The organism is Streptomyces sp. NPDC085937 (genome assembly GCF_044540535.1).
Lineage (GTDB): Bacteria > Actinomycetota > Actinomycetes > Streptomycetales > Streptomycetaceae > Streptomyces.
Window position 1 is genome coordinate 163977 of the sequence record NZ_JBITSH010000011.1, and the last position, 12557, is coordinate 176533.

10 protein-coding genes and 5 tRNA genes are annotated in these 12557 nt (G+C 74.8%); 6 read left to right on the forward strand and 9 right to left on the reverse strand.

Annotated features, from left to right (window positions below; translation table 11 throughout):
* Positions 1-33 precede the first annotated feature (33 nt).
* Together ACIF8S_RS23255 and ACIF8S_RS23260 are read right to left on the reverse strand one after the other, a co-directional pair.
* Complete coding sequence (locus ACIF8S_RS23255; protein WP_400001414.1) at positions 34-855, reverse strand: aminotransferase class IV; 822 nt, start codon at positions 853-855, stop codon at positions 34-36.
* Positions 852-1904 (reverse strand): chorismate-binding protein, encoded by a 1053-nt coding sequence (locus tag ACIF8S_RS23260; protein WP_400001416.1) that lies wholly within the window; start codon positions 1902-1904, stop codon positions 852-854. The genes ACIF8S_RS23255 and ACIF8S_RS23260 overlap by 4 nt, the downstream gene beginning before the upstream one ends.
* Positions 1905-2058: 154 nt before the next feature.
* Here ACIF8S_RS23260 and ACIF8S_RS23265 point away from each other — a divergent pair.
* The 5 genes from ACIF8S_RS23265 (at position 2059) to ACIF8S_RS23285 (ending at position 2528) form a co-directional block, all read left to right on the forward strand.
* Positions 2059-2131, forward strand: a tRNA-Gly gene (locus ACIF8S_RS23265).
* Between the two features lie 37 nt (positions 2132-2168).
* Positions 2169-2242 (forward strand) — tRNA-Cys (locus tag ACIF8S_RS23270).
* Position 2243: 1 nt separating this feature from the next.
* A tRNA-Val gene (locus ACIF8S_RS23275) sits at positions 2244-2315 on the forward strand.
* A 26-nt stretch (positions 2316-2341) separates the two neighbouring features.
* Positions 2342-2413 (forward strand) — tRNA-Val (locus tag ACIF8S_RS23280).
* A 43-nt stretch (positions 2414-2456) separates the two neighbouring features.
* Positions 2457-2528 (forward strand) — tRNA-Val (locus ACIF8S_RS23285).
* Positions 2529-2577: 49 nt separating this feature from the next.
* Here ACIF8S_RS23285 and ACIF8S_RS23290 read toward each other — a convergent pair.
* The 4 genes from ACIF8S_RS23290 to ACIF8S_RS23305 all read right to left on the reverse strand — a co-directional run bounded on the left by ACIF8S_RS23290 (position 2578) and on the right by ACIF8S_RS23305 (position 4760).
* A complete protein-coding gene (locus tag ACIF8S_RS23290) occupies positions 2578-2862 on the reverse strand; it encodes a zf-TFIIB domain-containing protein (protein WP_400001418.1) in 285 nt (94 codons plus the stop codon).
* Between the two features lie 101 nt (positions 2863-2963).
* Entirely contained in the window at positions 2964-3890 is a 927-nt protein-coding gene (locus ACIF8S_RS23295; RefSeq protein ID WP_400001420.1) for a phosphotransferase family protein, read from the reverse strand.
* A 218-nt stretch (positions 3891-4108) separates the two neighbouring features.
* A complete protein-coding gene (locus ACIF8S_RS23300; protein ID WP_024885088.1) occupies positions 4109-4288 on the reverse strand; it encodes a hypothetical protein in 180 nt (59 codons plus the stop codon).
* A gap of 235 nt (positions 4289-4523) precedes the next feature.
* Positions 4524-4760, reverse strand: a complete 237-nt coding sequence (locus ACIF8S_RS23305) for a hypothetical protein (RefSeq protein WP_024885089.1) — start codon at positions 4758-4760, stop codon at positions 4524-4526.
* 204 nt (positions 4761-4964) lie between these two features.
* Between ACIF8S_RS23305 and ACIF8S_RS23310 the strand changes: the two genes are divergently transcribed.
* Positions 4965-6269, forward strand: a complete 1305-nt coding sequence (locus tag ACIF8S_RS23310; RefSeq protein WP_400001422.1) for a protein kinase — start codon at positions 4965-4967, stop codon at positions 6267-6269.
* A gap of 46 nt (positions 6270-6315) precedes the next feature.
* Here the strand turns inward: ACIF8S_RS23310 and ACIF8S_RS23315 are convergent, their stop codons facing one another.
* The 3 genes from ACIF8S_RS23315 to cobT all read right to left on the reverse strand — a co-directional run bounded on the left by ACIF8S_RS23315 (position 6316) and on the right by cobT (position 12455).
* A complete protein-coding gene (locus tag ACIF8S_RS23315) occupies positions 6316-7134 on the reverse strand; it encodes a TrmH family RNA methyltransferase (RefSeq protein WP_400001424.1) in 819 nt (272 codons plus the stop codon).
* 1 nt (position 7135) lies between these two features.
* Positions 7136-8371 carry a uroporphyrinogen-III C-methyltransferase gene (cobA, locus tag ACIF8S_RS23320; protein ID WP_400001426.1) on the reverse strand — a complete coding sequence of 412 codons (1236 nt, stop codon included), beginning with the start codon at positions 8369-8371 and terminating at the stop codon, positions 7136-7138.
* 217 nt (positions 8372-8588) lie between these two features.
* Entirely contained in the window at positions 8589-12455 is a 3867-nt protein-coding gene (gene cobT, locus ACIF8S_RS23325; RefSeq protein WP_400001428.1) for a nicotinate-nucleotide--dimethylbenzimidazole phosphoribosyltransferase, read from the reverse strand.
* Positions 12456-12557 lie beyond the last annotated feature (102 nt).

The following is a 12557-nucleotide window of genomic DNA, read 5'->3' on the forward strand; positions in this document are numbered from 1 at the left end:
TCGCTCCCCCGCTTCAGCCGGTTTTCCGGCCCCTCACGGATCGATGTCCGCCGCGGACCGCTCGTCGAAGACCCGCATCGCCTTGGCCGTCACCGGGCCGGGGGCGGCGGACAGTTCACGGTCGTCGACGCGGTGCACGGCCTGCACGTCGCGCAGGGTGGAGGTGAGGAAGATCTCGTCGGCCTCGCGCAGGACGTCCAGCGGCAGGTCGGTCTCCTTGGCTCCGGTCCACTCGGCGGCCAGGGCACGGGTGATGCCCGCGAGGCAGCCGGAGGCGAGCGGCGGGGTGTGGATCTCGCCGTCGAGGACGACGAAGACGTTCGACCCGGTGCCCTCGCAGAGCTGTCCGACCGTGTTGGCGAACAGCGCCTCGGTGGCGCCGTGTTGGTGCGCGCGGGCGAGGGCGACGACGTTCTCGGCGTACGAGGTGGTCTTCAGGCCGGTGAGGGCGCCGCGCTCGTTGCGGGTCCAGGGCACGGTGACGACGGCCGTGGAGTCGGGGCGGCGCGCGGTCCCGCCGAGGGCGACCACGAGGGTGGGGCCGTGCTCGCCGCGGTCGGAGCCGAGCGGGCCCTGCCCACCGGTGTAGGTGAGGCGGAGCCGGCCGAGCGGCACCGGGTTGGCCTCGATGACGGCGGCGCAGGCGCGGCGCACCTCGTCGAGGTCGGGGTCGGGCAGCCCGAGCCCGCGGGCCGAGCGGGTCAGCCGGTCGAGATGCCGGGTGAGGGCGAACGGCCGGCCGTCCACGACCTTCACCGTCTCGAAGATGCCGTCGCCCACGGTCAGTCCGTGGTCGAGGACGGAGACGCGGGCGGACTCGATGTCCCGCAGCGCGCCGTCGAGCCAGATCTTCACGTCCGGATCCTTTCGCTCACCTGGTACGTCCCCGACGCTACCGCGAGCAGCCGGGAGGCCTTCAGCTCGGTCTCCCGCCACTCCCCCTCGGGGTCGGAACCCCAGGTGATGCCGGCGCCGGTGCCGAACCGCAGCACGGCCGTGCCGTCCGTGTCCCGGTCGATCCAGAAGGTGCGGATGCCGACGGCGAGCACACCGGTGCCACGGTCGGCGTCGACCCAGCCGATCCCGCCGCAGTAGGGGCCGCGCGGTGCCGGTTCCAGGGCCTCGATGATCCGCAGCGCGCTGGACTTGGGCGCCCCGGTGACGGAACCGGGCGGGAAGGCCGCGCCGAGGAGTTCGGGCCAGCCCTGGCCGTCCCTCAGCTCGCCGCGGACGGTCGACACGAGGTGGACCAGACCGGGGTGCTTCTCGACGGCGCACAGGTCGGGCACGGTGACCGTGCCGGTGGCGCAGACCTGCCCGATGTCGTTGCGGACCAGGTCGACGATCATGACGTTCTCGGCGTAGTCCTTCTCCAGGAGGTCCGCCTCGGTGCGGCCGGTGCCCTTGATGGGCCCGGACTCGACGACCCGCCCGTCCCGGCGCAGGAACAGCTCGGGGGACGCGGTGGCGATCTCCACGCCGTGCCGGGGCAGCCGAATCGTTCCTGCGTACGGCGCCGGGTTGCCACGGGCCAGCAGCGCGGTCAGGGCGTCCACGTCGGCGCCGGGGGGCACCGGAGCGGACAGGACGCGGCAGAGGTTCGCCTGGTACACCTCGCCCGCGGCTATGTGGTCGCGGATGCGGCGCACCGCCGCCGTGTACGCGGCGCGGTCGAGGGAGGACGTCCAGTCACCGGCCGCGGGTCCCCGCCATCCCCCCGGCGCCGGCCGGGGCACCGGCTCGTCCCGGACGTCCCGGAACCGGGCGCAGGTCAGACGGCCCTCGAAGTCGGCGGCGACGGCCCAGAAGCCCGTGGAGTCGAGGGCGGCGGGGTCGTCGGTGACGTCGGCGAGGCCGGTGGCGACACGGTCACCGAAGCGCGCGAGAGGTGGCAGGTCGAGCACGCCACGAGTCTATGGCGGCCCGCGTGGCGGTGACGTGGCCACGCCTGTGAGCAGGCGCAGCGCAGCACGCTGGGCAAACGGGTTTTTGTGCTGGCCCGGGAATCCGCTAGAGTTCAGTTCGTCGCCGGGACGCGCAAGCGGACCGAAACGACAGGCGGACGTAGCTCAGTTGGTAGAGCGCAACCTTGCCAAGGTTGAGGTCGCGAGTTCGAGCCTCGTCGTCCGCTCGAAGGAAGAGGGGGCTTCCCGGTCCCCTACACTCCTGGTGGAGTGGCCGAGAGGCGAGGCAACGGCCTGCAAAGCCGTCTACACGGGTTCAAATCCCGTCTCCACCTCCAAGGACGATTAGCTCAGCGGGAGAGCGCTTCCCTGACACGGAAGAGGTCACTGGTTCAATCCCAGTATCGTCCACTGGATCTTCTCGAAGATCCGTACCCGCGCGATTAGCTCAGCGGGAGAGCGCTTCCCTGACACGGAAGAGGTCACTGGTTCAATCCCAGTATCGCGCACGCAGTGCCCATGATCCGCTCCGCGGAGTGGTCGTGGTCCCGAGGACGATTAGCTCAGCGGGAGAGCGCTTCCCTGACACGGAAGAGGTCACTGGTTCAATCCCAGTATCGTCCACACCGCACGAAGCCCCCGGTCCCTCGACCGGGGGCTTCGTCGTGTGCCGTCAGCTGGAGAACAGCATGTGGCCGAAGCTCTTGTGGCGGCGGTGGCCGCCGTAGTGGCCGCCGTGCGGCGCTCCCCAGGCCGGGGCCTGCGGCGCCGCGGCCGGGTACGCCTGGGGTGCGGAGGGTGGGGGCGGGGCGGGCTGCGACCACTGGGACTCCAGCCGGGTCAGCGCCTCGAGCTCGCCGTAGTCGAGGAAGATCCCCCGGCACCCGCTGCACTGCTCGATCTGGACACCGTTGCGGTTGTAGGTGTGCATGGGGGCACGGCACTTCGGACACTGCATATCCGGTTCAACTCCTCGCCGGTCGTTCCTGCTTCGCGTATCGCCAGGACAGACTCTCTCCTGCCGCGGGCCGGTTGCACCCTATGTCGCGGAAATTGGTCTCAGTCCGCCGGGGACGGCGCCGCCACGGAACGCATGCGGGCGCAGGCGTCGACCAGCGACTCCTCCACCTCGTCCAGCGCCCGGCCCGCGGCGACCGCCTTGGTGACGGCGCGGGCGGCGGTCTGGACGGTCAGCGCGCGGGCCGGGACGTCCAGCGCGGTCCACGGGTCGCCGTCGGCCGGTACGGCCGGACCGCCGGCCGCGCGGTAGGCGGTCAGGAAGCGGTGCCAGGCGTCGGGGCCGAGCATGCCGCAGGCGTACCAGGCGGCGGGGCGGGCCAGATCCCACACGGGTGTGCCGGAGCCCAGGTCGTCCACGTCGATCAGCAGCCAGGGGGTGCCGGGCCCGGCCCGGCGTATCAGCTGGCCGAGGTGGAAGTCGCCGTGGCACAGGCGTGCGGCGCCCGGCGCCGGTTCCTCCCCTCGGGCCCAAGGAGGCAGCTCCGCCCAAGCCTCCAGCAGCGGGGCGGCGGCGGGATGGCGGGGTCGGGTGTCCCGGAGGAGGGCGACGGCACGGGCCGCCTTCTCGGGGCCGCGCATCGGGGGCAGCCCGGCGGGGAGCGGGGCGAGGTGCAGGCGGGCCAGGAGGGTGGCCGCCTCCTCCCAGGGGGCGGCGTCCGGGTCGTCGGGGTCCACGGGTGTGCCGTAGGGCCAGTACGTGACCGGACGGCCGTGCAGTTCGACCGGGGCCGGGGCGAGCGGGGGCAGCAGGACGCCGGGGAGGCCGGCGGCGACGGCGACGCGCAGGGCCAGTTCGCCGGGGTCGGTGCCGGGGGCGTGTGCCTTGGCCACGGTGGCGGCGTGCCGGACGACGGTGGTGTCCTCGCGGTGGGCCAGGGTGGCCGCGACGCAGGCGCAGGCGACGGCACTCGCGTGAGCCGCCTGAGCGGCGCGGGCGGTCAGGGCGGAAGGCAGGTCCGGGGTCACGGGGTGAGGCTACGCGGGCGGGACGCCACGTCGCGGTCGCGTGCCCGACCGGGCCGCGGCGTACGGGCCTACGGACGCCCGGCGTGCCCGGACATGGCAATGCCGGCGCAGCTCCCCAGCTGCGCCGGCATTTTGCCGTCCGCCGCACCCCCGTCCCCACGGGGTTTCATGGGTGATGTCCCCGCCCGGACCGCTCTTCCGGGCCTGGGGGTCGCCGATCAGCGCCCCAGCATCTCTCCCACGGACGACGCCTGTGTGGTCACCGTCTCCCACCCGTCGAAGACGAGGAGGAGCAGGACCGCCAGGGGCAGGGCCATCAGCGTCGCCACCAGCGGGTGCCGGCGGCCCTCGCCGCGTTCCCGCGTGCGGAGCAGTGTCCGCGGTGCCGTGTACGCCATGGCCCCTCTCCTGACCGTTTCTGTTGTCTTTGACGGCGGCGGGCGTTGACCTCGGGGGACGAGTGCTGCACCCGCCGCTCGGTGACAAATCTAGGGCTTACCGGCATCCGTCACGTCATGCCCTCGTACCGATTGGCGGGCCTCCCCGAGGATGAGCGGGCACCGGCGTCGTACTCCCCTGGGTGGAGACGGGGTCCTCCGCCTCAGGGACATCCCCGAGGGGACGGCCGCCCCGTCAGGACCCCTCCGAGGTGTCCTGTCGCGGCACGGGCTGCTCGACCAGGGCGAGCACCCGGTTCGCCATGAAACGCGCGGTCCGTACCACAGCCCCGGTTCGGGTGACTTCGCTCACTTCGACCACTCCTCGTCGCACCGCCGTCTCCACCCTGCGCCCGGCCCTGGAGGCCACCACCTCGTACGTACGCGTCGTGTCCCCGGCGTCCACGACGATCTCCACACGGTCACCCTTCACGTGATCAATCCCCCTTACCCTTCGGGTGGTTGGGACCGGCGCCTTGCGCCGTCGCGTGAACCCGGCCTGCTCACGCGTCCCCTGACCACTGTTCAAGTCTCCCACCGGCCACTGACAATCCGTCGATACGGGAGGGCGCGGCCTCTGCGCACGGACGGGTGTGGAAACGTAAGCTGTGGCACGTCACAGGACCGGGCAGCGGGGATGAACATGGCGATGATGCGCCTGAGGCGCGAGGACCCGCGCGTCGTCGGCTCTTTCAGGCTTCACCGACGGCTCGGCGCGGGCGGGATGGGCGTGGTCTACCTGGGCTCCGACAAGAAGGGGCAGCGGGTCGCGCTGAAGGTCATCCGTCCCGACCTGGCGGAGGACCAGGAGTTCCGCTCACGGTTCGCCCGCGAGGTCTCGGCGGCCCGGCGCATCAGGGGTGGCTGCACCGCCCGGCTGGTGGCCGCCGACCTGGAGGCGGACCGCCCCTGGTTCGCCACCCAGTACGTGCCGGGCCCGTCGCTGCACGACAAGGTCGCCGACGAGGGCCCGCTGGGTGCGGCCGAGGTGGCCGCCGTCGGAGCCGCCCTGTCCGAGGGGCTCGTCGCCGTGCACGAGGCCGGTGTGGTGCACCGGGACCTCAAGCCGTCCAACATCCTGCTGTCCCCGAAGGGGCCGCGGATCATCGACTTCGGCATCGCCTGGGCCACCGGCGCCTCGACGCTCACGCACGTCGGCACGGCCGTCGGCTCGCCCGGGTTCCTCGCCCCGGAGCAGGTGCGCGGCGCGGCCGTCACCCCCGCCACCGACGTGTTCTCGTTGGGCGCCACGCTCGCCTACGCGTCGATGGGCGACTCCCCCTTCGGGCACGGCAGTTCCGAGGTGATGCTGTACCGCGTGGTGCACGAGGAGGCCCAGCTGCAGGGTGTCCCGGACGCGCTGGCCCCGCTGGTCCGCGCCTGTCTGGCGAAGGACCCCGAGGAGCGGCCCAGCACACTGCAACTGTCGCTGCGGCTCAAGGAGATCGCCGCGCGTGAGGCGCAGGGCCTCGCCGACGTCCGCCCGCCCGCGCCGCGCACCCCGGAGTCCGAGCGGCCCACCGGGCGCCTCGCGGACACCTATCCGGAGCGGGACGCGCGCAGGCAGGGCGGCCGGGCCACTCCCCCGCGCGGAGCGTCGGCCGGGCGCGGTCCCGGTCCCGTCTCCCGGGGTGGTGGCCCGACACCCTCACGGAGCGGTCGCGGTGTCCCGGCGTCCCGGGGAGGGGGTGCGCCCCGTGAGGGTGCGCCCCGCCAGGGCTCGCCCTCGCGCCCCAGGCCGCGCTCCGGTCCCGCCTCCCGCGGCGCCACGCGGCCCGGCACCGGTACGGGCGGCCGCCGGCCCGCCCCCCGGACGAGCGGGTCCGGTCTGCGTCCGGCCAATCCGCGCCTGCTCAGGCAGCGGTTGTTCGTGTTCGTGGTGGTGACGCTGGTGGTGGCGTTCGGCATCGCGCTGGTGCAGGGCTGCCAGGGTCCGTCCTGAGCCCGCGGCGCTCACGTCCCGCCGGACGCCGCCGGACGGGGACCCCCTACTCCTGCGGCCGGCCCGCCGTCACCGCGTAGAAGGCCACCGCGGCCGCCGCGCCCACGTTGAGCGAGTCGACGCCGTGGGACATCGGGATGCGGACCCAGGCGTCGGCGGCGGCCAGGGCGCGCGCGGACAGGCCGCTGCCCTCCGCGCCGAGCATCAGCGCCACCCGGTCCATCCGGTGCGGGGCCGCCTCGTCGAGGGACCGGGCCCGCTCGTCCGGGGTCAGGGCGAGCACGGTGAACCCCGCCTCACGGACCGACGCGAGGTCCTTCGGCCAGGTTTCCAGGCGGGCGTACGGCACGGAGAAGACGGCGCCCATGGAGACCTTGACGCTGCGGCGGTACAGCGGGTCGGCGCAGTCCGGGGAGAGCAGCACCGCGTCCATGCCGAGGGCGGCTGCGGAGCGGAAGATCGCGCCGATGTTGGTGTGGTCGTTGACCGACTCCATGACGACCACGCGGCGGACCGTGCGCAGCACGTCGGCGGCGGTGGGCAGGGGCCGGCGCTGCATGGAGGCGAGCGCGCCGCGGTGCACGTGGTAGCCGGTGACCTGTTCGGCGAGCGCGGGCTCCACGACGTACACCGGGGTGTCGGAGCGGTCGATGACGTCCCGCATGACGTCGACCCACTTCTGCGACAGGAGCATGGACCGCATGGCGTAACCGGCGTCCCCGGCGCGCCGGATGACCTTCTCACCCTCGGCGATGAACAGGCCCTCGGCGGGTTCGCGGCGGCGGCGCAGTTCGACGTCGGTGAGGTCGGTGTAGTCCTGCAGGCGCGGGTCCGCGGGATCGTCGACGGTGATGATCTCGCCCATGTCAGGCCGCCGTCCCGTCCGGACCCACGGCCACGACGTCGCCGATGACGATGACCGCCGGCGGCTTCACGTCCTGCGCGACGACGGTCTCGGCGACCGTGGCGAGGGTGGCGTCGACACGGCGCTGGGCGGCGGTGGTGCCCTCCTGGACGAGGGCGACCGGGGTGTCCGGGGACTTGCCGTGCGCCACCAGGGTCTCGGCGATCCGGCCGATCTTGTCGACGCCCATGAGGACGACGAGGGTGCCGGTCAGCTTCGCCAGGGACGGCCAGTCGACCAGCGAGCGCTCGTCGTCGGGGGCGACATGGCCGCTGACCACGGTGAACTCGTGCGCCACACCGCGGTGGGTGACGGGGATGCCGGCCGCGCCCGGTACGGAGACGGAGCTGGTGATGCCGGGGACGACGGTGCAGGGGATGCCGGCCTCGGTGAGCGCCTGGAGCTCCTCCATCCCGCGGCCGAAGACGTACGGGTCGCCGCCCTTGAGGCGGACCACGGACTTGCCCTGCTTGGCGTGTTCGATCAGCGCGTTGTTGATGGCCTCCTGGGCCATGAAGCGACCGTACGGGATCTTCGCCGCGTCGATCACCTCGACGTGCGGCGGGAGTTCGGCGAGCAGGTCGCGCGGGCCGAGCCGGTCGGCGATGACCACGTCGGCCTCGGCGAGCAGGCGCCGGCCGCGCACGGTGATGAGGTCCGGGTCGCCCGGGCCGCCGCCGACGAGGGCGACGCCCGCGGTGCGGGTGCGGTGGTGCGGGGCGACGAGGGTGCCGTCGCGCAGGCCCTCGACCACGGCGTCGCGGACGGCGGCGGTGTGCCGGGGGTCGCGTCCGCGCGCGTCGGTGGTGAGCACGGCGACGGTGACGCCCTCGCTGTGGCCGGTCGCCGGGGTCCAGGCGGTGGCCCGGTCGGCGTCGTCGGAGCGGACGCACCAGACGCGGTGGTTCTCCGCCTCGGCGGACGCCGCCGTGTTGGCCTCGGGGTCGCTGGTGGCGATCAGCGCGTACCAGGCCTCCGCGAGGTCGCCCTCGGCGTAGGGACGCCGATGCCAGGTGATCTCGCCGGCGTCCGCCATCGCCTCGACGGACGGAGTGGCTCCGGGGGACACGAGGTGGATGTCGGCGCCGGCCCTGATCAGGGCGGGAAGGCGCCGCTGGGCGACCTGACCGCCGCCGAGGACGACGACCCGGCGGCCGGTGAGGCGGAGGCCTACGGGGTAGGGCGGGTGTTCGGCCATCAGCGGGAGCTCCTCGGACGAGCGATGGGTCAGCGCGGGCACGCTGCGGCGTCGGAGCGGGCCTGACGTGGCATTTTATGCCCGCGGGCGGCGGGGGCGGGCTGGGTCCGGTGAGTGGGACGGGTCTCACTCGTACCGGCCCGTGGGCGCCACGGAGCCCTGGGAGTCCGGTGTCCCCGCCCTCCCCGTGTCGACGGGCGGGCGGGGACGTCGGCCGCTACTTCTCCGTCACGCCCGCCGAGTCGAACGTCGCGACCTCGTGCATGGCCCGCGCGGTGCTCTGCACCAGCGGCAGCGCGAGGAGGGCGCCCGTGCCCTCGCCGAGCCGCAGGTCGAGGTCGACCAGGGGACGCAGACCCAGCTTGTTGAGCGCCGCGACATGGCCGGGTTCGGCGCTGCGGTGGCCCGCGATGCAGGCCGCGAGGACCTCGGGGGCGATGGCCCGCGCCACCAGGGCGGCGGCGCCGGCGCTGACGCCGTCCAGGATCACCGGCGTACGCAGCGACGCGCCGCCGAGCAGGAGGCCGACCATGGCTGCGTGCTCGAAGCCGCCGACGGCGGCCAGGACGCCCAGCGGGTCGGCCGGGTCGGGCCGGTGCAGTTCCAGGGCGCGGCGCACGACGTCGGTCTTGCGGACCAGCGTCTCGTCGTTGATGCCGGTGCCGCGGCCGGTGACCTCGGCCGGGTCCGCGCCGGTGAAGACGGAGATCAGGGCCGCCGACGCGGTGGTGTTGGCGATGCCCATCTCGCCGGTGAGCAGAGCCTTGTTGCCGGCCGCGACCAGGTCCCGGGCCGTCTCGATGCCCACCTCGACGGCCTGCTTGGCCTCCTCGCGGGTCATCGCCGGGCCGGTGGTCATGTCGGACGTGCCGGCGCGGATCTTGCGCGGCAGCAGCCCGGGAGTGGCCGGCAGGTCGGAGGAGACGCCCACGTCGACGACGCAGACCTCGGCGCCGACCTGGGCGGCGAAGGCGTTGCAGACCGCTCCCCCGCCGAGGAAGTTGGCCACCATCTGGGCGGTGACCTCCTGCGGCCAGGGGGTGACGCCCTGGGCGTGCACCCCGTGGTCGCCGGCGAAGACCGCGACGGCCGCGGGCTCCGGGATCGGCGGCGGGCACTGCCGGGACAGGCCGGACAGCTGCGCGGAGATGATCTCCAGCATGCCGAGCGCTCCGGCCGGCTTGGTCATACGCTTCTGGCGCTCCCACGCCTCGCCGAGCGCCTTGGCGTCCAGCGGGCGGATCTGCGCGACGGTCTCGGCAAGCAGGTCGTGGGGGTCCTCTCCGGGCAGGGCGCGGCGGCCGTACGTCTCCTCGTGCACCACCCAGGACAGGGGGCGACGCCTGGACCAGCCGGCCTGCATCAGCTCGGGCTCGTCCGGGAATTCGTCGACGTAGCCGACGCACAGGTACGCGACGACCTCCAGGTGGTCGGGCAGCTCCAGGGCGCGGACCATCTCGCGCTCGTCGAAGAAACTGACCCAGCCGACGCCGAGTCCTTCGGCCCGGGCGGCGAGCCAGAGGTTCTCCACGGCGAGCGCGGAGGAGTACGGCGCCATCTGCGGCTGGGTGTGCCGGCCGAGGGTGTGGCGGCCGCCGCGGGTGGGGTCGGCGGTGACGACAATGTTCACCGGGGTGTCGAGGATGGCCTCGATCTTCAGTTCCTTGAACTGCTTGGCCCGGCCCTTGGGGAGCGACTTGGCGTAGGCCTCGCGCTGGCGCATGGCCAGTTCGTGCATCCGGCGCCGGGTCTCGGCCGAGCGGATGACGACGAAGTCCCAGGGCTGCGAGTGGCCGACGGAGGGCGCGGTGTGGGCGGCCTCCAGGACCCGGAGCAGCACCTCGTGGGGGATGGGGTCGCTGCGGAAGCCGTTGCGGATGTCGCGGCGCTCGCGCATGACCTTCAGCACGGCCTCACGCTCGGCGTCCGCGTACCCGGGGGCGGCGGGCCCCGCCGGGCCGGCCGCCGGTTCCGGTTCCACTCCGGCGCCCTGGGTGTCCAGGTCGTCGGCGTTCTGCGGGACGTCCGTGTCGGCGTCGGCCACGGCGGCGGCCGGTACGGCGTCGGCCGGGGCGGTCCCGTCCTCGGGGACGGTGACGTCCTGCGGCGGGGTGGGGGCGAGGTGCGGAGCGGTGGGCACGGTGCCGTCCACGGGGACGAACTGCCCCAGCGGCTGGTCGGCCTCGGGCGTGAGCGGCAGGGTGCCGGGCAGCGGGGTCGCGTGCGCGGGGGTCTGCTGGGGTCCCTGCACGGCGTCGGCCGGTGCGGGGGCCTCGGGCTCGGCGGGGGCGGGGGCGGCGGACGGGTCGGCGACGGCAGGGTCGGCGGTGGCGTCCGCGGCCGGTGCGGCGGCTTCCGGCTCCGGGGAGGCCACGGCCGTCTCGTCCTCGGCGGCGGGTGCGGCGGCCGGGACCGGCGTGCCGGGGGCGTCCGGTGCCGGGGCTTCGGGCGCCACGGCTTCGGGCGCCACGGCTTCGGGCGCCACGGCTTCGGGTACGAGGGCCGTTTCGGGCGCGAGGGAAGCTTCGGGCGCCGGGGCTTCGGACGCCTGCACGCTCTGCGCCGCGAGAGGCTCGGGCACCGGCGCGGCGGCGGCTGCCTCGGGTGCGGGTGCCTGGACGGGCTCGGGTACGGGAGTCTCCGCGACGGGAGCCGGCTGCGGCACGTCGGTGCCGGGTGCCGCGCCCGCCTCGGGGTCGCTCTGGGGCTCGCCCACCGGCGCACCGGCGGTCCGGTCACCGGCCGGCTGCGGCACGGCGCCGTCGACGACCGGCGCCTGGACGGCGTCCTGCGGAGCCTGGGCCTGCTCGGCCGCGGTGTCCGGGGCTTCCTGCGCGACGGTGGCCTCGGGCTCGGTCTCCGCGTGGTGCTCGACCTGAGGCTGAGGCACCACGCCTTCGGCGTCCGGCACCTGAGGCGTCTGCGCCACGGCCACGTCCTCGGCGGCGGGGGCCTCCTGCGGCACCTGCGTCCCCTCGGGCGCGGCGACGGCGACGTCACCGTCGGGCATTTCTGCGACAGGCTCCACGGTCCCGGCACCCGGCACGGGCGCCTCCTGGGCCGGACCGGCCTCGGCCACGGCGACGCCCGCGGGGTCCGCCTCGCCCGGCGCCGGAGCGGCCCCGGCCGTCCCCTGCCGGGGCAGGCCCGCCTCGGGCGCCGCCACGGGAGCCTCCGCAACGGGTTCCGCCTGCTGTACGGCTTCAGCCCGCTGCGGAACCTCCGCCACGGGCTCCGCCACCTCGGCGTGTTCCGGCGCGACGGCGACCCCCTCGGAGGGCACGCCCTCGGGCGCCCCGGGACCGGCCGGCACGGACGCGACCGCGTCCGCCTGCGGATACGCCTGCCCGGCGGCCGTGTCGCCGGGCGCACCCGGCGCCGGCACCGGCGTGCCGTGGTCGGTGTACGGCACCGCGGCGGGAGCCTGTTCGCCGCCTGCTGCCCCCGCGCTCACGTCCGCCTGCGCGACCGCGTCGGTGGCGACCCGGGCGACGACCGCCTGGGCCGCGTCGACGGACCCCGCCTCGGGGGCTGTCGCTTCCGCGGTCCCCACACCCGCGCCGGCCGTGCCCCGGGCGGCCCACGGCCCGGTGGCCTGCGCCGCCGCGACCTGCGGTGCGGCGGTCTCCCGGGCGCGCGGGACGTCGAGGTACTCGGGGCCGAGGGTCGGCGGGCCGGGCTGGCGGGCCGGCAGGTCGGCGGGGCCGCGGTCGGCGAGGGAGCGGACCGGGCTGGCGGAGAGGTCGGGCATCGGCGGGCCGAGGTGCAGCGGGCGGCGCGGCGCGGCCGGGGCCTGCTGGGGCGGCTCGGGGAGCCGGACGCCGCCCAGGTCGACCGATCCGCTGTCGCGGCCGGCCGTCTCGTGCGGGCCGGGCTGGTGGACGGTCTCGACCACCGGCTCGGGCGCGGGCGGTGCGATCTCGTTGCCCCAGGCGCCCTGGGCGCCGGGCAGCAGCAGGTCTTCGTCCTCGGCGGGACTGTCGGAGAGGTAGGTGTACGCCTCAGGCGCGGTGACGCCCGGCTGCTCCACCCTGCCTGCGTTCTCCGGCAGTCCCTCGCCCGGGACCTGGCCGGTGTCGGTCATGCGTACCCCTCGCCCATCGGTTAGTGCTCCTACGACCAGCTCACCCGGAACGGCGCACCGACCGCCCCATACTGGAGAACGAGCGTGCGTCCCCAGCGGCAC